A 17,066-nucleotide genomic window follows, 5' to 3' on the forward strand; every position below is an offset into this window, starting at 1 on the left:
TGTTCTGCTCGCAGAACCTGAGTCCTTAAACCCTGCCGAGGTGTCCGCGACAGTTTTTCTCACCAGGGCTCCCTCGGGAGTTCGGGTTGGGTGAAGCGAGCCGCAGCCCTCGAGTACCGCCCGGTACTGGGGTTGCGTTCCCGGCTTGTTCCCCTGATCCGATCCTTAACCATGGGCCGCACTCTGGAGAACAAGCAACAGATCGTCGAAGAGCTGAAGCAGCTCCTTGGCGAGGCCGAAATGGCGCTGGTCCTTGACTACAAGGGTCTGTCCATCAAGGAAATGTCTGATCTGCGGACTCGTCTGCAGGCCAGCAACGGTGTCTGCAAGGTGACCAAAAACACCTTGATGCGCCGTGCCATTGATGGCAATAGCGCTTGGTCGGAACTCGATTCCCTCCTCACCGGCACCAACGCCTTCGTGCTCGTCAAGGGCGACGTGGGTGGTGCTGTGAAGGCCGTTCAGACCTTCCAGAAGGAGACCAAGAAATCGGAGACGAAAGGAGGCCTTTTCGAAGGCAAGCTCCTCTCCCAATCCGAAATCAAGGCCATCGGGGATCTGCCCTCCAAGGAGGTGCTCATGGCGCAGATCGCAGGTGCGATCAACGCCGTGGCCACCAAGGTGGCTGTGGGCATCAACGAAGTTCCTTCCGGTCTTGCTCGGGCGCTCAAGCAGCACGCCGATGGCGAGGGCAAGGCCGACTGAGGCCTGCTCTGCTGAGCTCTCCGATCCGACTGTTTACACAGATCTGTTGCTGATTCCCAACCATGTCTGCTACTACCGACCAAATCCTCGAGCAGCTGAAGTCCCTCTCCCTGCTGGAAGCCTCTGAGCTTGTCAAGCAGATCGAAGAGGCCTTCGGTGTGTCCGCCGCCGCTTCCGCTGGCGTCGTCATGGCTGCCCCCGCCGCTGGCGGTGCTGCTGAAGCTGCTGAAGAGAAGACCGAGTTCGACGTCCACCTCGAGGGCTTCGACGCGGCTGCCAAGATCAAGGTCCTGAAGGCCGTCCGCGAGGCCACCGGCCTGGGTCTGGGCGAAGCCAAGGCTCTTGTCGAAGGCGCTCCCTGCAACGTCAAGGAAGGCGTGGCCAAGGCTGATGCCGAAGCCATGAAGAAGGCCATCGAAGAGGCCGGCGGCAAGGTCTCCCTCAAGTGATCCCGCCGTGGGCTGCTTCGGCAGTCCACTCCTTCAACGAAGCCGGCCCTTTCGGGGGCCGGCTTTTTTGTGTGTAGCGGCGGCTGAGCAATAAAAAAGCCCCGCCGAAGGCAGGGCTTTGAGCCGGAACGCTTCTGGGAGTCTTTCCTCGTTTCGACCCCGGAAGTGGTGTTCCGCACTCCTCACACGCCAAAACCTTACCGCCAGAGAAAAAGACCAGGCCGCCGGTTCGGACCGCTGTCTCAACTGTCCCTGATCAGAATCGTGGCGTCTGCCCGGCGTAAGGGATCACCTGGAGGGCGATGGGGCCGGTGCTGCTGCTCATGGCCACTGCTGGACGGTCCTGGCGCCGTTCCGCCTGGGCGATCAAGCCATCGAGGGGTTTGGGGTTGGCGAAATAGACATGGCTCAAGCTGCGCTCGCCGTACATCCGCCGTTCGAGCTGCCAGCCCGGCTCCAGCTTGAGGGCGACAAATCCGCTGCGGTCCCGCAGGGGGATCGCCCCACGCCCCACGACGAGTTCGGTCGGGTGGCTGCCGGACATCGCCAGCAGCACCAGGGTGTTCCCTTGGCTCTCGAGCCTCAGGCGATAACGGGGCGAGACGTCGTCCTCGCCGACCCGCAGGGAATAGCCATTGCTGTCGAGGTAGCGGCTGCAGATCCCGCTGAAGTTGAAGCGGTTGAGAGCCGGATCAATCAGGCCGTCCCGGCGTTCTTCCCAGCACTTCGGTTGGGGTTTGAGCTGCTCGAGCACCAGCAGCTTCCAGTCCTGGTTGCCCACCGGTTGCCCCAGCACGGCCAGACGCTCCTGCTCGAGCGGCTGGCTTTGGAAGACCCCTGCGGCGGCTTGGCTGCCCACCAGGCCTGCGCTCAGCAGAGCGAGGCCGGCCCACGGGAGGTAGCTTCGCTGCATGGGATGTCTCCTGGGCTCCTGACGAGAGCTGTGTTGTACCGGATGTTGGGGGACAAGCCCAGTGGTCAGTGATACGCCCAAGGTGGTTGCCGCCGCCTGCGACGGCGCTTGTAGCGGAAATCCCGGCCCTGGCGGCTGGGGAGCGTTGCTGCGTTTTGACGATGGCAGCGTTCAGGAATTCGGTGGGGCGGAGGCCAACACCACCAACAACCGCATGGAGCTGACGGCGGCGCTGACCCTGCTGGAGCGCTTGGCGGTTCTGCCGCGTCACCCGGACCTGAGCATCCGCACGGACTCCAAGTACCTGATCGACGGCTTCAGCAAGTGGATCAACGGTTGGAAGCGCAAGGGCTGGCGCACGGCCTCCGGGAGCCCTGTTCTCAATCGCGACCTCTGGGAGGCCCTCGACGGCGCGCGGATCCAGGGCTTGCCCCTGACCTACGTGAAGGGCCACAGCGGTGATCCCGACAACGACCGCTGCGATGTCATCGCCGTGGCCTTTTCCAAGGGCAACCCGATCCAGCTGGCGGCCGGGGAGGTGGTGGAGGCGGCCCCGGCCCTTGATCTGGCCCCTCCGGCCCTGCAGCAGCTGCTGACCCGCTTGGAGTTGGCGGATCGGTTGGCCGAGGGCGACTACGGGTTGAGCCTGATGGAGCTGGCGCAGTTGGTCGAGAAGCCCCTCAAGACCCTGGAGGGACGCGATGGTCCCTGGCGCTGGCGCGATTGGCAGGTCCTTCCCCTGGACGAGGGGCGCTGGCGTCTTCGCCGTGACGCGTCAGGATCAGGGGAGCCCCAAGGCGAGGAGCGAGTAGATGGCTGAGGTCGGCACGGGATCGCTCTACCAGCGTTTTGTGGGTCCCCTGCTCAGCCGTGATGACGGTGCCGATGCTGAGCAGCTGAGCCAACTCACACTGCAGGCCCTGGGGCAGGCCTCCCTGCGCCGCAACTGGCCCCTGGTGAGTAGTTCCCTGGCGGGCCTAGGGGCAGAGCTGCAGCGCAAGGACCTGCGGCTGGAGCAAACCCTTTTTGGCTGCCGCTTCCTCAATCCTGTTGGTCTGGCCGCCGGCTTTGACAAGAACGCCGTAGCCGCGGGCATCTGGCATCTGTTTGGTTTTGGCTTTGCCGAACTGGGCACGATCACCTGGCATGCGCAGCCCGGGAACCCCCGGCCCCGGCTGTTCCGTTTGGCCGAGGAGCGGGCCGCCTTGAACCGCATGGGGTTCAACAACCAAGGGGCCGAGGCGGCGCGCCGCACCCTGGAGCGCCAGGCTCTGCCGGCGGCCGGGCAGCGACCGGCGGTCTTGGGGATCAATTTGGGCAAGTCCAAGGTCACCCCCCTGGATCTCGCCCCGGACGACTACGCCTCGTCGTTGGAGTTGTTGGCTCCCCTGGCGGACTACGCCGTGATCAATGTCAGCTCCCCCAACACTCCGGGGTTACGGGAACTCCAGGACGAAGTCCAGCTGCGTCGCCTGGTGGAGCGGCTGCGGCGTCTGCCGGCCTGCCCCCCGTTGCTGGTGAAGATCGCCCCGGACCTGGAGGACGACGCCATCGATTCGATTGCCCGCTTGGCCTACGAGGAGGGCTTGGCTGGGGTGATTGCCGTGAACACCAGCCTGGATCGCCTGGGCCTGGAGGGCAGGCGCCTGGCCCAAACCGGCAAGACCTTGGCGGAGGAGGCGGGGGGACTGAGTGGTGCACCCCTGCGCCAGCGGGCCCTGGAGGTGATGCGCCGGCTGCGGGTCACCGCTGGCCCAAGCCTGCCCTTGATCGGGGTGGGTGGCATCGACTCCGCCGCGTCCGCCTGGGAGCGGATCACCGCCGGTGCGTCCCTGGTGCAGCTCTACACCGGATGGATCTACGGCGGGCCTGGCCTGGTTCCGGAGATTCTCGAGGGCTTGAGCCAGCAGCTCGATCGCCACGGTTTCCGCAACATCAGCGAAGCCGTCGGCTCTGGGGTGCCCTGGAGCTGAAATCTCGATAGCTTGCGGATAGAGCAAGCGGAAGGCGAGTGGTGCTCGCAGGAGTTCAAGAGCGCCTCGGCCCCTTGCAAGCCTGGCTGTTTCCGCAGCGGGTCTACCTCGAGCTGCAGGATCAAGCGATCACGGCCATGGTCCTGAGCGGAGGGCGCCTGAGCTGGGTCGATCAGTTGTCCCTGCCGCCGGGGCTCTGCACGGGCGGACGTCCCGTGTCTGGTTCGGCCCTGGCGGATCTATTGGGAGATTGGTTGGTGCAGTGCGGCTACCCCGGGGCCCGGATCTGGGCCGTGCTGCCGGGCAGCGCCTGCGAACTACGCCTTCTACAGGGCAGCGCTCCCGAGCGAATGGCGATGCCGAAGGAGCTGGAGGCCCTGCGTTTGCCTTGGCCCCCGGAGACCGCGGTGGATCTGCTGAGCTCCCCTCTGCCCTCCTCCCCGGGCAGCCGTGTCTCGGTGGCGGTCGAATCAGCCTTGCTGGAGGACTGGATCGAGGTCTTTGCCGATGCGGGCCTCGGTCTCGATGCCCTCGAGGCTGCTCCGGTCTGTGCACTGCGCTGCGTCGAGGGCCAGAAGGGTTGGTTGTTGGGCCTGGAGCCTGAGCAGAGCTGGTTGCTGCGCCTGGAGCGGGGGGCTCCGATCTGGCAGTGGCGACTGCCGCCGTTGGCGGAGCTGGAGGCCTTGCAAAGCGAGCTCAACCAATGCCTGAGCTATTGGCAATCCCAGGCTCCTCAGCCGCGCTCGATGGATGTCGTGGTCTCAGCGGCCCTGCCGGCTTCGGCGCTGGAGACCCTGCAGAGTTGTCTTCCGCTGGAGCTCAATGGCCTGGATCCCTTGCGGAGCGACCCAGCGCAGTGGTCTCTGGGTCTGCTCTGGGGGCTGGCCGCGGCGGAGCTGGAGCGATGAGCCCTCGTCTTGGCCCCCTCGATCTGCTGCAGGAGCGGCGGCGCGCCAGCGGCGTGGCTGAGCCAGGTGGGTCCATGCTTCCGGCCCGCCCGCTGTTGCTCAAGGGCTCGGCCATTGGCGGTGGCGTCCTTGCCTTGATGCTGCTGTTGCTGGTGGCGCTGGGGTGGCGCCAGCAGCAGGTGAACGCTGCCCTGGCGAACCTCGCCGGCATCAAGCTGCAGGTGCAGACCCTGGAGACGCGGGTCGGACGGGTGCGGCGGGCCAAGGCTCAGCTGCAGCGCAGCAGCGAGGGCTTGGCCAAGGGTCTGGTGGGGGTGTCCTCCGGCTCGGCCTTGCTGGCTCAGTTGTCCGCGGTCACCCCGGCCGGTGTGCAGCTCACGGAGGTGCGCTCCCAGAACAACGGCTTGCTGCTCAAAGGGGTCGCCGTTGATCCCCAGGCATTCCGACGGGTCAATGGGCTGAGTCTGCTGCTGTCCCAATCGCCTTTGTTTGATGCCGAGTCGGTTCAGGTGGTGAAGCTCCAGCGCGATGGCGCTAGCGGGGGACCGGTGGACTGGGAGCTCTCCGTTCGCTTCGCGGCCCTGGCTCCGGATCAACAGTTGGCGGTGCTGCAGGCCCTGCAGGCCGACGGTTTGGTGCAGCGTCTGCGTTTGCTGCAGTCCAAGGGGGTGCTGCCATGAGCCTCCAACTGCGGCGAGAGCAGGTGTTGCTCGGTGCACCGGTCCTTCTGGGGGTGCTGCTGGCTGCAGCCCTGGGGGGCCTGGTGGCCTGGCCCCGTATGCAGCGCTTGCAGGCGGATCAGCAGGAGCTGCTGGTGCTGGAGGAGCAACAGCAGCGCTTGCCCTTGCTGCGCCGTCAGCTCGAGAGCCTGGAGCAGCAGCGGGAGCAAGCTGACCGCAGGAATGCCCAGATCCTGGGGTTGATCGCGGGCAGCGGCGAGCTGCAGACGTTCTTGGCCCAGCTCAGTGAACAGGCGGCCCAGACCGGCGTGCTGCTGGATGGCTATGAACCGGTTCAGGCCGTCGCACCGCCCACCAGCAAAAAAAGCAACAAGACCGCGGCTGAGACCCTGCCGGCGGATCCGTTGTTGGCCCCTGGTTTGAAGAAGACCTCGGTGTTGCTGCGCGCCCGCGGCAGTGGCCCGCAGCTGTTGGATTTTCTGCGGCGTCTGGAGCGCCTGAGCCTCTTGGTGGTCCAGAGCGATCTCTCGCTCAAAAGTGGCAACAGCAGCAAAGACAAGGATGGCCGGGTGGTGCTGGAGCCCACCGAATTGCGGCTGAATCTGGGCCTCTATGCGAGAGATCACAGCCCAAGTCAGAAGCCTGGAAAGCCCGGCTGAGCATCGATACCATCCGCCCAACTGGCAAAGGGCAGCGTGGGTTGGCGGCGCACTGGCATCTCAGCCCTGATGGCTGCTGCCGCGATGACGGCTCCAGCGCTGGCGCTGCCGCAGTCCAGCGCCTCTGCTCCCGCGCCGTCCGTCGCGCCGTCCGGCGGGGCGCTGCTGCTGCAGTTGCGCCGTGGCGCCAACAGCGTGGACGTGGTGGTCGAGGGCACCGGTGCGGCTCCGCTGCTGCGGCAACGCCAAACCGCGGCCGGGTGGCAGGGGCAATTGCAGCTGAGTCAATCCGCCTCCCTGAAGGTCGGCCCGCAAACATTGACCCTGCCGGAGGCCGGCCTGAAGCGCGTGAGCATCCGGGGGAGTGGCCGCGAGTTTGAGCTGGAGGTGGTGCCGATGCCGGGGGCACCGGCCTCCAAGCCGGTGGTCAGTGCCGATGGCCGCAACCTGATCCTGAGCTTCAGCGCCCCCAGCGAGTTGGTCTCGAAGACCGGCACCTTCAACCTCAATCAGCCCGGCTCGGTGCCCCAGCCGCGCTATGCCCCGCCCCTGCAACCCAGGGCGGTGGCGCCGCCCCTGGGCGATATGGCCGTGGGAACGATGGTGCTGCGCAACCGCAGTTATCTCAACCTCAGCGGCCCGCCGGTGACGATGACCCTGCGCAACGCACCGGCAAAAGACGCCCTGATGGCCCTCAGTCAGATGGGTGGCTACGGCTTTGTCTATGTCGACGATGAGGAGCGACCGGGTGCTCAGACCAGCGCAGGCCCGACGGTTTCGCTGTCTTTCCGCGGTGAGGCCTACAGCAAGGCCTTGAACTCGGTGCTGCTGGCCTCTGGTTTGCAGGGGCGGATGGAAGGGAATCTGTTGCTGGCGGGTCCCTCGGTCATGGGCAAGACCTTCGGCACCCAGATGTCCAAGGTCTATCGCCTCAACCAGGCCTCAGCTGAGTCGGCCGCCAAGTACTTGGCCAGCCTGGGGGCGCGCATCACCCAGGTCACAACGATCACCAATGCGGTGACCTCGGGGCAGCCCGTGGCGAACCAGGTGGCTGGTGGCGAGCAAACCCAGCAGACCAAGAAGGAGCAGATCACCACCACGGAGACCTATGGCGCCTCCACCGGTCCCCTGCGTGGCTTGATTGGGACGACCGATTCACGCCTGCGCACCATCACCTTGGTAGGTGATTCGCAGTTGGTTTCCGTCGCTGAGAACTACCTCCGGCAGATCGATCTGCGCCAGCGGCAGGTGGCGCTGTCGGTGAAGATTCTGGATGTCACCTTGAACAATGACACCAGCCTTTCGAACTCCTTTGCCTTCCGCTCCGGCAGCAACTTCGTTGTCAGTGATCGGGGTGAATTCTTAGGTGCCTTTGGTGGCTTGCTGCCGCCGCAAGGGGATCAATTCAGCACGATTGCAGGTGGTGCTGAAAGCGCCAAGACTGAGACAGTGACGGCCACAGGTGAATTGGCAACTGTCGCAACTCAGCCAATCACGGCTAGTAGCCCGGCGCCAGTTAATCCAGGAGTGGCTTACCCACAAAATAACTACTTCGATTTCGTCCGAGGTCTGATTGAGTCGAACACGACCAAGGTTCTGGCTTCGCCGACCCTGATCATTAACGAGAATTCCGAGCCGATCGCTTCCGGTGCGGCGGTCACCGTTGGCGGTTCGGGCACCGCTGCACTCAACACGGCTTCCATTGGTCGTCCCTTTGCTAACGAGTCCTTTGTGACGGTTGGGGCCCAGGAGATTGTCAGCTACACCGTGCAGGCCGGGCAAAACGGTGCCCCGAATAGCTGTCAGCCGGAGTTTGGAACGGCAGGTTTGACCTTTGGTGCGCGGGTCTCCCGCATTGATGACAACGGCTTTGTCACCTTCTCGATGTCACCGGAGATCTCGGCGGTGATTGCGACGGACGTGCGCATTGAAGGCTGCGGCACCGTGAACACCTTGACGACCCGTCGCTTGGACACCGGCGAGGTGCGTGTGCGCGATGGCCAGACCTTGATCCTGACGGGTGTGATTTCTGATTACGACCAGGCCGTGGTGCGCAAGTGGCCCGTGCTCGGAGATATTCCCTTTGTCGGTCAATTCTTCCGGGATTCGATCAACAGGCGTGAGAAGCGAGAGCTGGTGATCTTGGTTTCGCCGCGCATCATCCGCGACGACAACGGCGGCAACTTTGGCTACGGCTACCAAGCCGCGACGCCAGAAGCCCGTCAGTTGGTCTCGCCCTACTAAATCGAGCCCGGAAGGGCGGCCTTGGCGGCGATCGGCGCCACCATCTTGAAGGCGGCCATTAGTCCCCCCAGCAGGGCGCTGCCCATGCCATTGCCTCCCTTTGCTTTCTTGCTGGGCTTGAGCAGGGTGTTTGCTGCCTCCTCCAGTGACTGGGCCTGCTGGAGCGCCCCCAGCTCGCTGTAGAGCCGGCCGGCATAGCGCAGGTCCTGGGCGGCCAGGTTGAACTGGCCCTGCTCGGCGCGACTGACCCCCCGAGCCATCCAGCTCACAGCGGCGTTGGGGAGCCGTTCAATCGCCTGGCTGAAGAACTGCTCGGCCTCTGGAAAGCGGCCGGCTTCCGCCGCTTGAACGCCGGCGTTGTGGAGGGCGGCATAGCTGTGGACTGCGGCGCCGACCCCGCGGGCCCCTTGCCAATGGCTGCCCTCGAGGGCGCCGGGGTCCAGGCGTGCACCGGAGAGGTCGCTGTTGCGTAGATCGGTCCCCTCTAGCACTGAGCCCCGGAGATCCGCTCCCCGCAGGGATGCGCCGGCCAGGCTGGTGAAGCGCAGGTTGCTCTCCCTCAGGTCGGCTCCATCCAGGCGCGCTCCGCTGAGGTTGGCCCGCTCCAACTGGGCCCCTTGCAGCTGTGCGTCCCGCAAGTCGGCATGGACCAGGTCGGCGTCCTGCAGCATGCAGCGCTCGCAGGAGCGTTGATCGAGGGTGCGAATCACCGCTTGGTGATCGGCCGCCTGGGCGGCTCCGCTCCCCAGCACCAAAGCCAAGCCGGCCAGATGGAGACGCAGGCGAGCCATGGGCTGGTGCGGCCGAACTGGCGCTGTTCTAACGGTCATCTCTCCCCCCGTCGATCAGGCTGGGGAGATGGAAGCCCACGGCGGCAACTTGGAGGCGACGGCGCGGCGCTTGGGCTGCCGGCCGGATCAGATCCTGGATGCCAGCGCGTCCCTGGCGCCCTTCGCCCTGCCGCGGGAGGCCCGGCGGGCCCTGCGTCAGGTGGATCTGCGGGCCTATCCCGACCGCAGCCACTGGCGGCTGCGCCATCAGATCGCGCGGCTGCATGACTTGGATCCGGAGCTGGTGCTGCCTGGCAATGGTGCGGCGGAACTGTTCACCTGGGCTGCCCGTGATGCGGCCAGCGGTGGTCTGTCGCTGTTGCCCCAGCCCGGCTTCGCTGACTACGCGCGCGCTCTTCAGTGTTGGGGCGGCCAGCAGCGGCCCTTGGCCCTCCCCCTTAAGTGGGACGCCGCATTCCCGCAACCCTTCCCGTCCGTCGCCGCTGCGGAGGTGCTCTGGATCACCAACCCCCATAACCCCACCGGACAGCTCTGGAGCCGCGCGTCCTTGAGCCCGCTGCTGGCGCGTCATCGCCTGGTGATCTGCGACGAGGCCTTCCTGCCGTTGGTGCCGGGCGGGGAGCAACAGTCCTTGATTCCGCTGGTGGCGGAGCACCCCAACCTGATCATCATCCGCAGCCTCACCAAGCTGTACGGAATTGCTGGGGTTCGGCTCGGCTATGCCGTGGCCCAGCCCGAGCGGCTGCAGCGCTGGGCCGGCTGGCGGGATCCCTGGCCCATCAATACCTGGGCTGGAGCGCTGGCCGATGCCCTGCTGAGCGATCCCCGCGCTTACCAGCGCTGGTGCTCCCGCGTGCAGGCCTGGGTGGTGCAGGAGGGCCAGTGGCTGCAGCAGCGCCTGCGGGCGTTGCCTGGCATTCACCCTTACCCGTCAGCGGTCAATTACCTGCTGCTGCGCGCTGAGCAGGGTTCCCTGCAGCCGCTTCGGGAGGCGTTGGAGCGGCGACATCGCATCCTGGTGCGCGATTGCCGATCCTTCGCCGGGCTTGGCGAGTCCTGGTTGCGGATCGGCTACCAAAGCCGCTCGGGCAACAGGCGTCTGCTGCGGGCCCTAGGCGCTGAGCTCCTGCAGTAGTCCTGCGATCAGAGCTTCGGCATCGCGGACGGCCAGCTGCTCCATGCCCCGGTGTAACTGCAGCAGTGGGTCGATCACCGGATCGCAGCCCCGCAGCCTGGGACCGAGCAGACGCCAGAGGGTGCGCTCCAGGGCTGGGTGTTCTGGGGGGTGCTGCCAGACGATGACGGCCGCGCCGACGGCCGCGGCGGCACCGGCGTTGGCGTCCTGGTGCTTGTCCGCTGCTTGGGGGTAGGGGACCAGGATCGTTGGACTCCCGCAGACCGCCAATTCGCTCAGGCTGCCGGCACCCGCACGGCTGATCACCAGATCGGCGTGTTGCAGCAAGCCGGCCACCTCGTCGCTGAAGGGTCGCTCGGCGTAGCGGGGGTGTTGCAGTTGACCGCTCTCGGGGTCGTTGTTGCCGCTCAGGTGGACCACCCGGCAGCCCAGGTTCAGTAGTCGGGGCAGCAGGGGCCGGACCATGCGGTTGAGTCCCACGGCACCCTGGCTGCCGCCCATGACCAGCAGCAGTGGGCCCGCTCCCGCCGGGACCCAATTCGGGAGTGGAGTCGCCTGCAGAAACTCCCGGCGTACCGGGGTGCCCGTCACCCGCGGGCGGCAGCCCTGCAGGCGCTCTGCCGCCTGGGGTAGGCCGACTGCGACCTGGCTGCAGAGCCGCCCGAACAGGCGCGTGACTTTTCCTGGCACGCCATTGGATTCATGCAGCACCACCGGCACCCCGCACCAGCGGGCCGCCAGGATCGCCGGTGCAGCGATGTAGCCGCCGGTGCTGAAGACCAGGCGGATGCGTTCCCGGCGGATCAAGCGCCGCACCGTGACGGTGGCGCCCAGCAGGCGCAGCAGGTTGGTGAGCTTGCGCAGTCCCCGGCCCTGAAGGCCGCCGGCATCGACGGTGTGCAGCCGGTAGTCCTGGGGAACCAGCTCGGTTTCCAGCCGGTCGGGAACCCCGAGCCACTGGATCTCCCAGTCCGAGGGCAGGGCCTGGGCCACGGCGAGGGCTGGGAAGAGATGCCCGCCGGTGCCGCTGGCAGCGATCAACAGGCGTGACATGGGCATCGCTGATGAGCGCGCCTAACTTAAGGGCACCTCCCCGTTGAGCTCCCGTGCAGTTGCGCTCCTTCCTGGCTGCCGCCCTCGCTCTCACGGGTCTGGCCATGGGGGCTCCCCTTCGGGCGGCGCCCAGCCTGCAGGCCCTGCAGGAGGCCCTGAACAATGGCTCCTCCTCGGAGATCTCGGCCCTGCTCGAGGCCGGGAATGGCCTGGATCCCGCGCTGGTGTTGCAGCGCCGCGACTTCTTGCGCGCCCAGTTCCCCGATGCCAGTTGGCAGGTGAGCCCTGGGGTCTCCCTCAAGGACGGACGGCCCACCACCCTCGTCACCGTTGCCGGTAGCCGTAAGCAGGGGCCCTACAAATTCCGCTTTGAAGCCACCCAGAAGCTGGTGCTGGGATCCAGTGGCGATCGCTTCAACAGCCAGGACGTAATTGAATCCAATTCGATTCTGCGCAGTGGTGACCCCAACCTCAAGGTCAGCTTGTTGATACCCGATGCCGTGCTGACCGGGCAGCGCTACGACCTCGACGTGATCTTTGACGACCCCCTCAACGGTGCGGTGGTTGCCGGGGCGATCAAGCCCGTCACCGTCAGCGAGTTGCTGCGGTTGCAGGCGCCTGACCTGCAGCTTGAGGCCCTCGGTGGCGGCGGCCTGTTCAAGACCGTGCAGGCCCCCTTCCAGCCGGGCAGTCAGACCTGGGCGGTGCTGTTGGTTCACCCCAAGGGGATCGTCGCGGCGTCCAAGCAGGTCCGGGTGGTCGCTAAGCGCTCCGAGCTCACGCTTTAAACCAACGGGCCAGCGCGGAGACATCCAGCTCACCGCAGCCCTGCTCGATCAGCTCGTCCTCTAGGGCGGCCACCCGTTCGCAGATCGGCAGCTCCAGCCGGGCCTCGGCTGCGGCACCCAGGGCGATGCCGAGGTCCTTGCGGTGCAAGGCCAACTTGAACCCCAACGGATAGGAGTCGTTGATCATCTGTTGGCTCCTGTTCTCCAGGGCCCAGGAGCCAGCGGCGCCGCCCTTTAGGGCCTGCACCAGGGCGTCTTGCGGTAGCCCCAGGCGATCGGCGAGGGCCAGGGCTTCAGCGACAGCGGCATAGCTGCCGGCCACCAACACCTGATTGACCGCCTTGGCCTGTTGCCCTGCTCCCACGGGGCCGAAGTGATGCAGGCTGCCGCCAATGACCTCCAGGAGCGGCCGAGCCCGCTCGAGCTGGTCCAGCTCAGCCCCGATCAACACCCGTAGGGTTCCGGCTTCGGCTCCTTCGGTGCCGCCGGTCACCGGAGCATCGATGTAGTCCACCCCCTGGGTCGCGAGCTCACCGGCGAGGCGTTGGCTGGTGCCTGGGCTGATGGTGGAGCAGTCGATCACCAGCGCCCCAGGCTGCAGGTGGCCCTTCGCTAGGGCCAGCACCTCGTCGACCGCCTGGTCATCGCTTAAGCAGAGCAGCAGCAACGGCGATGCGGCCGCCGCCTCAGCCACCGTCATCGCCCGCTGGGCACCCGCCGCCTCCAGGGACTGGGCGGGAGTGGGAGTGCGGTTGAAGACCGTCAGGCTCCATCCGGCCCGCAGCAGGTTGCGGGCCATGGGGGCACCCAGGGCTCCAAGGCCCAGACAGCTCACATCAGTTGGCATGGGCTGGTTTGGAGAGGGTGTTGAGTTCGCCGCGATCCAGGCTGCCATCGCCGTTCTGGTCGATGGTCTGGAAGTGCTTGCGCAGCCAGGGGTAGCCCTGGGCTTCCTGTTGGTCGATGCGGCCATCGCCGTTCTGGTCGGCCTTACGCAGGACCCGCTCGGCGCGCGGGGGCGGCACCTTGTTACTGGGCTTGAGATCCGCGGGGGTCAGGTAGCCGCGGCGGTTCTGGTCGAGGCGGTCGAAATGACGCTGGAGGTAGGGCTGCCCTTGCACCTCCTGGCGATCGAGCCGTCGGTTGCCGTCCCGGTCCAGTTGCTCGAAGAGCTCTTGCAGGCGCCGTTCATAGGCCTTGAGTTCCTGCGGCGTCTGAGCCTGCAAGCCCAGGGGGAAGGCCAAGAGCAGGCCGGCGCCAGCGGCAAGCAGGAAACAGGAGCGGTGGCGCCTCATGGCATCAGGCTATGGAGCCCTGCTCGCTGCAATCGGCCTGGCCGCTCGGCAAGGTGTGACCAGATCTGTCTAGCGCGATTTCCGCAGCTTGATCTCCATACAGTCGGGACAGATGTTGCGCCTGCAGCCCCATGGCCGTGCCTGCACGGAGCACTCCCCAACGCATCTGGGTGGTGGATGACGATGCGGAGCAGCGGCGCTTGGTCGGCACCTATCTGACCGATCAGGGCTACGACGTGCGTTGCCTCAGTAGCGGTGAGCAACTGATGGTCCGGCTGGAGAGCCAGCGGCCCGATTTGGTGGTGCTCGACGTCATGCTTCCTGGGGAGGACGGTCTGACCCTGCTGCGCCGTCTGCGGGATGGTGGCGATGACCTGCCGGTGGTGATGTTGACGGCCAAAGGGGACGGCATCGATCGGATCATTGGGCTAGAGCAGGGGGCCGACGACTACTTGGGTAAACCCTTCCTGCCCCGGGAGCTCACGGCGCGGATTGAGGCGGTCCTTCGGCGGCGCGTCGCCCTGCCTGCGGGCACGCCGCTGGCGGAGGGACAGGTGGTGGAGTTCGGCGAGAACCGGCTGGATTTGGCCAACCGCAGCTTGGAGCGCAATGCCCATCCCGTTGTGATCACCAGCGGGGAGTTCAGCCTGCTCGCGGCTTTTGTCCAGCACCCCCATCGGCCCCTGTCCCGGGAGCGTCTGATTGAGTTGGCCCGGGGTCCGGAATCGGAGACCGACAGCCGCAGCATGGATGTCCAGGTCTCCCGGGTCCGCAAGCTGGTGGAGCCCGATCCCACACGGCCCCGCTACCTGCAGACGGTCTGGGGTTACGGCTACGTCTTTGTGCCCGATGGCCAAGCACGCACCCGTTAAGTACGTCCTGGCGGGCGCGGGCATCTCCGCCCTGGCTCTGGTGGTTCTGCAATCGCTGCTAGCCCAGCGCTTGGAGCGGGCGCAGATTGCCCAGATGGGTCCCGAGGTGGCCTTCAACCTGAAGCTCGGGGAGTTGGCACTCGATCGCCTGCCGCCCGAGGCCCTGGCCCGTCTGAGTGGATTGCCGTTGCGGGTCGGCCCCTTCCCTCCCGTCAGTGGCGATGGACGTTTGCAGCGGCAGGCGCGGCTGCTGCAGCAGGAGCTCTGCCAGCGGGTGCGGCCCTGTCCGCCGGTGCTACCGGCCCAAAGTCTGGCGCCCGGCCTGTGGGTCGAGTTGCTGTCGCCCCTGGAGCCGATCTGGTTGTTCACCCCCGTGGGGCCGGCTCAGCGCTGGCCCCCTGATCCCCTCTTGCTGGGGTTGTCCTTGTTGACCGGGAGCATCTCTGCCTCGTTTCTGTTCCTCTGGCGCGAGGTGCAAACCCCCCTGCAGCAATTGGAGCAGGCCCTGGGTTCCGTGGGGCGGTCCGGCCAGCAGCCCGCTCTGCCGGAGCGGGGGGCTCGGGTGGTCCGCTCGTTGACGGGCCGCTTTAACGCCATGGTCGAGCGCCTGGCCAGCAATGAGCGTGAGCGCACAACGATGCTCGCGGGCATCGCCCATGACCTGAAAAGCCCCCTGACCCGTCTGCGCTTGCGTTTGGCGGACCAGCGGCCAGCGGAGGCGGACCTGGATGCGCTCGAGCGCATCACCAGTCAGTTCCTGTTGTTTGCTGGAGGCGGGGATGCGGAGCAGCCCGTGCAGTTGCCCCTGGATCAGTGGTTGGCGGAGCTGACCGCTCCCCTCGAGGCGGACCAGGTGCAGCTGGATCTCACCCCGATGGAGGCGCGGGTGCAGCCGGTGGCCCTGGGGCGAGCGGTGGGGAATTTGATCGAGAACGCCCTGAGCCATGGACAGGCCCCGCTGCGGTTGGTCCTGCGTCCGGAGGCGGCGGATGGTTTTCGCATTGAGGTCTGGGATCAAGGCGATGGCATTCCTGCCGAGCAGTGGGCTCAAGCCTTGATGCCGTTTCAGCGCTTGGACCAGGCCCGGGGCGGCAGCGGCCACTGCGGTCTGGGGCTCGCCATCGCGGCTCGGGTCGCTGCCAGCCATGGCGGGGGGCTGAGTCGCCTGCAGTCGGAGCGGCGATTCGCCGTGGTGCTGACGGCCCACTCCCTGACGCACCCGTAGCTGGAGGAGGCACAAAAAAAGGGGCCCCACGGGGCCCCAGTCGCTGAATCGCCAGTGGAGATCAGGCTTCGTCGAGGGCGGCCACGCCGGGGAGGACCTTGCCTTCCAGCAGCTCGAGGCTGGCGCCACCGCCGGTGGAGATGTGGGACATCTTGTCGGCCAGGCCAGCTTTCTCGACAGCAGCCACGGAGTCACCGCCGCCGATGATCGTGCAGCAGCCCTTACCGCTGATGTCAGCCAGGGTGGTGGCGATGGCGTTGGTGCCGGCGGCGAAGGCGTCGAACTCGAACACGCCCATGGGGCCGTTCCAGATCACGGTCTTGCAGTCAGCCAGTGCGTCCTGGAAGACCTTGACGGAATCGGGACCGATGTCGAGGCCCATCCAGCCGTCGGGGATGGCATCAACTTTGGCCACCTGGCTGTTGGCGTCGGGGGCGAAGTTGTCAGCCAGCACCACGTCGGTGGGCAGCAGGAACTGAACGCCCTTGGCAGCAGCCTTGGCCTCGAGCTCCTTGGCCAGCTCCAGCTTGTCCTCTTCCACCAGGCTCTTGCCGACGGCCATGCCGCGGGCCTTGTAGAAGGTGAAGATCATGCCGCCGCCGACAAGGATCTTGTCGCACTTGTCGAGCAGGGCCTCGAGCACGCCGATCTTGGAGCTCACCTTGGAGCCACCCACGATGGCGGCCAGGGGGCGCTTGGGCTCATCGATGGCGCCCTGCAGGTACTGCAGTTCCTTCTCCATCAGGTAGCCGGCGACGCTGGGGCTCAGGTACTGGGTCACGCCCTCGGTGGAGGCGTGGGCACGGTGAGCGGCACCGAAGGCGTCGTTGACGTACACGTCAGCCAGGCTGGCCAGCTTCTTGGCGAAGTCGCCTTCGTTCTTCTCTTCTTCGGCGAAGAAGCGGACGTTCTCCAGCAGCACGACGTCGCCATCGGCCATGGCAGCAACCTTGGCTTCGGCGTCAGGGCCGATGCAGCTGTCGGTCTTCACCACGCCCTTGCCCAGCAGTTCGCTCAGGCGAGCGGCCACGGGGGTGAGGCGCATGCCCTCGTTCACCTGACCCTTGGGACGACCGAAGTGGGCCGAGAGGATCACCTTGGCGCCCTTGCCCACCAGATCATTGATGGTGGGAAGGGCAGCGCGGATTCGGGTGTCATCGGTGATGGCGCCGGCGTCGTTCAGGGGAACGTTGAAGTCGACCCGAACCAGCACGCGCTTGCCGCGCAGCTCGTCAGCGGAAAGGCTGGCCAGGGAGCGCTTCGCCATGGGTGAGACAAGGGGGTAGAGGTCGGGCGAATTTAGCGGGCCAGTCAAGGGTTGCCTCGTTAGCGCGCTCTGTGATGGCTTTGCTGGCCCCCCGCGCTGTCGGCGCTAG

General features: G+C 66.3%; 18 protein-coding genes. 12 read left to right on the plus strand and 6 right to left on the minus strand.

The features are described 5' to 3' along the window. Positions 1-171 precede the first annotated feature (171 nt). Together rplJ and rplL are read left to right on the plus strand one after the other, a co-directional pair. Positions 172-705 carry a 50S ribosomal protein L10 gene (gene rplJ, locus ACXIQ9_RS05700; RefSeq protein ID WP_010313525.1) on the plus strand — a complete coding sequence of 178 codons (534 nt, stop codon included), beginning with the start codon at positions 172-174 and terminating at the stop codon, positions 703-705. A 62-nt stretch (positions 706-767) separates the two neighbouring features. Continuing rightward, a complete protein-coding gene (gene rplL / locus ACXIQ9_RS05705) occupies positions 768-1,154 on the plus strand; it encodes a 50S ribosomal protein L7/L12 (protein WP_010313523.1) in 387 nt (128 codons plus the stop codon). A 256-nt stretch (positions 1,155-1,410) separates the two neighbouring features. On the opposite strand, the gene ACXIQ9_RS05710 is transcribed toward rplL, so the two are convergent. After that, positions 1,411-2,067 (minus strand): DUF3747 domain-containing protein, encoded by a 657-nt coding sequence (locus tag ACXIQ9_RS05710; RefSeq protein ID WP_459016024.1) that lies wholly within the window; start codon positions 2,065-2,067, stop codon positions 1,411-1,413. A gap of 82 nt (positions 2,068-2,149) precedes the next feature. On the opposite strand from ACXIQ9_RS05710, the gene ACXIQ9_RS05715 reads away from it, so the two are divergent. Genes ACXIQ9_RS05715 through ACXIQ9_RS05740 form a run of 6 tightly spaced genes read left to right on the plus strand, consistent with a single transcriptional unit; the run spans position 2,150 to position 8,531 of the window. Further along, positions 2,150-2,887 carry a ribonuclease H family protein gene (locus ACXIQ9_RS05715; protein WP_459016025.1) on the plus strand — a complete coding sequence of 246 codons (738 nt, stop codon included), beginning with the start codon at positions 2,150-2,152 and terminating at the stop codon, positions 2,885-2,887. After that, on the plus strand, positions 2,880-4,040 hold the full coding sequence (locus ACXIQ9_RS05720) for a quinone-dependent dihydroorotate dehydrogenase (protein WP_296416250.1): 1,161 nt from the start codon (positions 2,880-2,882) through the stop codon (positions 4,038-4,040). Before ACXIQ9_RS05715 ends, ACXIQ9_RS05720 begins: the two co-directional genes overlap by 8 nt. Positions 4,041-4,078: 38 nt before the next feature. Continuing rightward, on the plus strand, positions 4,079-4,948 hold the full coding sequence (locus ACXIQ9_RS05725) for a type IV pilus biogenesis protein PilM (protein WP_459016026.1): 870 nt from the start codon (positions 4,079-4,081) through the stop codon (positions 4,946-4,948). Then, the gene (locus ACXIQ9_RS05730) at positions 4,945-5,628 is read left to right on the plus strand and encodes a PilN domain-containing protein (RefSeq protein ID WP_459016027.1); all 684 of its coding nucleotides are present in this window, start codon (positions 4,945-4,947) and stop codon (positions 5,626-5,628) included. The genes ACXIQ9_RS05725 and ACXIQ9_RS05730 overlap by 4 nt, the downstream gene beginning before the upstream one ends. Continuing rightward, positions 5,625-6,287, plus strand: a complete 663-nt coding sequence (locus ACXIQ9_RS05735) for a hypothetical protein (protein ID WP_459016028.1) — start codon at positions 5,625-5,627, stop codon at positions 6,285-6,287. The genes ACXIQ9_RS05730 and ACXIQ9_RS05735 overlap by 4 nt, the downstream gene beginning before the upstream one ends. A 36-nt stretch (positions 6,288-6,323) precedes the next feature. Continuing rightward, entirely contained in the window at positions 6,324-8,531 is a 2,208-nt protein-coding gene (locus ACXIQ9_RS05740; protein ID WP_459016029.1) for a type II secretion system protein GspD, read from the plus strand. On the opposite strand, the gene ACXIQ9_RS05745 is transcribed toward ACXIQ9_RS05740, so the two are convergent. Then, positions 8,528-9,322: a pentapeptide repeat-containing protein gene (locus tag ACXIQ9_RS05745; protein ID WP_459016030.1), complete on the minus strand. Its 795-nt coding sequence runs from the start codon at positions 9,320-9,322 to the stop codon at positions 8,528-8,530. The two genes, ACXIQ9_RS05740 and ACXIQ9_RS05745, sit on opposite strands and share 4 nt — an antisense overlap. A 67-nt stretch (positions 9,323-9,389) precedes the next feature. On the opposite strand from ACXIQ9_RS05745, the gene ACXIQ9_RS05750 reads away from it, so the two are divergent. Continuing rightward, a complete protein-coding gene (locus tag ACXIQ9_RS05750) occupies positions 9,390-10,457 on the plus strand; it encodes a pyridoxal phosphate-dependent aminotransferase (RefSeq protein WP_459016031.1) in 1,068 nt (355 codons plus the stop codon). Here the strand turns inward: ACXIQ9_RS05750 and ACXIQ9_RS05755 are convergent. Next, on the minus strand, positions 10,434-11,510 hold the full coding sequence (locus ACXIQ9_RS05755) for a UDP-N-acetylglucosamine--N-acetylmuramyl-(pentapeptide) pyrophosphoryl-undecaprenol N-acetylglucosamine transferase (RefSeq protein WP_459016032.1): 1,077 nt from the start codon (positions 11,508-11,510) through the stop codon (positions 10,434-10,436). The two genes, ACXIQ9_RS05750 and ACXIQ9_RS05755, sit on opposite strands and share 24 nt — an antisense overlap. Before the next feature lie 53 nt (positions 11,511-11,563). On the opposite strand from ACXIQ9_RS05755, the gene ACXIQ9_RS05760 reads away from it, so the two are divergent. Further along, positions 11,564-12,298: a hypothetical protein gene (locus ACXIQ9_RS05760; RefSeq protein WP_296416244.1), complete on the plus strand. Its 735-nt coding sequence runs from the start codon at positions 11,564-11,566 to the stop codon at positions 12,296-12,298. Here ACXIQ9_RS05760 and ACXIQ9_RS05765 read toward each other — a convergent pair. Beyond that, positions 12,288-13,145: an NAD(P)-dependent oxidoreductase gene (locus ACXIQ9_RS05765; protein ID WP_459016033.1), complete on the minus strand. Its 858-nt coding sequence runs from the start codon at positions 13,143-13,145 to the stop codon at positions 12,288-12,290. The two genes, ACXIQ9_RS05760 and ACXIQ9_RS05765, sit on opposite strands and share 11 nt — an antisense overlap. Continuing rightward, a complete protein-coding gene (locus tag ACXIQ9_RS05770) occupies positions 13,135-13,593 on the minus strand; it encodes an EF-hand domain-containing protein (RefSeq protein WP_459016034.1) in 459 nt (152 codons plus the stop codon). The genes ACXIQ9_RS05765 and ACXIQ9_RS05770 overlap by 11 nt, the downstream gene beginning before the upstream one ends. A gap of 131 nt (positions 13,594-13,724) precedes the next feature. Between ACXIQ9_RS05770 and ACXIQ9_RS05775 the strand changes: the two genes are divergently transcribed. Together ACXIQ9_RS05775 and ACXIQ9_RS05780 are read left to right on the plus strand one after the other, a co-directional pair. Continuing rightward, complete coding sequence (locus ACXIQ9_RS05775; RefSeq protein WP_296416242.1) at positions 13,725-14,465, plus strand: response regulator; 741 nt, start codon at positions 13,725-13,727, stop codon at positions 14,463-14,465. After that, positions 14,443-15,690 (plus strand): ATP-binding protein, encoded by a 1,248-nt coding sequence (locus ACXIQ9_RS05780; protein WP_459016035.1) that lies wholly within the window; start codon positions 14,443-14,445, stop codon positions 15,688-15,690. Before ACXIQ9_RS05775 ends, ACXIQ9_RS05780 begins: the two co-directional genes overlap by 23 nt. A 61-nt stretch (positions 15,691-15,751) precedes the next feature. Here the strand turns inward: ACXIQ9_RS05780 and ACXIQ9_RS05785 are convergent, their stop codons facing one another. Next, entirely contained in the window at positions 15,752-16,957 is a 1,206-nt protein-coding gene (locus ACXIQ9_RS05785) for a phosphoglycerate kinase (protein ID WP_247476818.1), read from the minus strand. Between the last annotated feature and the right edge of the window lie 109 nt (positions 16,958-17,066).

It is taken from the genome of Synechococcus sp. LTW-G (assembly GCF_054459035.1).

Bases quoted from the DNA above. Each gene is read 5' to 3' on its own strand.
- rplJ (WP_010313525.1), top strand. From the start codon at position 172: ATGGGCCGCACTCTGGAGAACAAGCAACAGATCGTCGAAGAGCTGAAG.
- rplL (WP_010313523.1), top strand. From the start codon at position 768: ATGTCTGCTACTACCGACCAAATCCTCGAGCAGCTGAAGTCCCTCTCC.
- ACXIQ9_RS05710 (WP_459016024.1), bottom strand. From the start codon at position 2,067: ATGCAGCGAAGCTACCTCCCGTGGGCCGGCCTCGCTCTGCTGAGCGCA.
- ACXIQ9_RS05720 (WP_296416250.1), top strand. From the start codon at position 2,880: ATGGCTGAGGTCGGCACGGGATCGCTCTACCAGCGTTTTGTGGGTCCC.
- ACXIQ9_RS05730 (WP_459016027.1), top strand. From the start codon at position 4,945: ATGAGCCCTCGTCTTGGCCCCCTCGATCTGCTGCAGGAGCGGCGGCGC.
- ACXIQ9_RS05735 (WP_459016028.1), top strand. From the start codon at position 5,625: ATGAGCCTCCAACTGCGGCGAGAGCAGGTGTTGCTCGGTGCACCGGTC.
- ACXIQ9_RS05745 (WP_459016030.1), bottom strand. From the start codon at position 9,322: ATGGCTCGCCTGCGTCTCCATCTGGCCGGCTTGGCTTTGGTGCTGGGG.
- ACXIQ9_RS05750 (WP_459016031.1), top strand. From the start codon at position 9,390: ATGGAAGCCCACGGCGGCAACTTGGAGGCGACGGCGCGGCGCTTGGGC.
- ACXIQ9_RS05755 (WP_459016032.1), bottom strand. From the start codon at position 11,510: ATGTCACGCCTGTTGATCGCTGCCAGCGGCACCGGCGGGCATCTCTTC.
- ACXIQ9_RS05765 (WP_459016033.1), bottom strand. From the start codon at position 13,145: ATGCCAACTGATGTGAGCTGTCTGGGCCTTGGAGCCCTGGGTGCCCCC.
- ACXIQ9_RS05770 (WP_459016034.1), bottom strand. From the start codon at position 13,593: ATGAGGCGCCACCGCTCCTGTTTCCTGCTTGCCGCTGGCGCCGGCCTG.
- ACXIQ9_RS05775 (WP_296416242.1), top strand. From the start codon at position 13,725: ATGGCCGTGCCTGCACGGAGCACTCCCCAACGCATCTGGGTGGTGGAT.
- ACXIQ9_RS05780 (WP_459016035.1), top strand. From the start codon at position 14,443: ATGGCCAAGCACGCACCCGTTAAGTACGTCCTGGCGGGCGCGGGCATC.
- ACXIQ9_RS05785 (WP_247476818.1), bottom strand. From the start codon at position 16,957: ATGGCGAAGCGCTCCCTGGCCAGCCTTTCCGCTGACGAGCTGCGCGGC.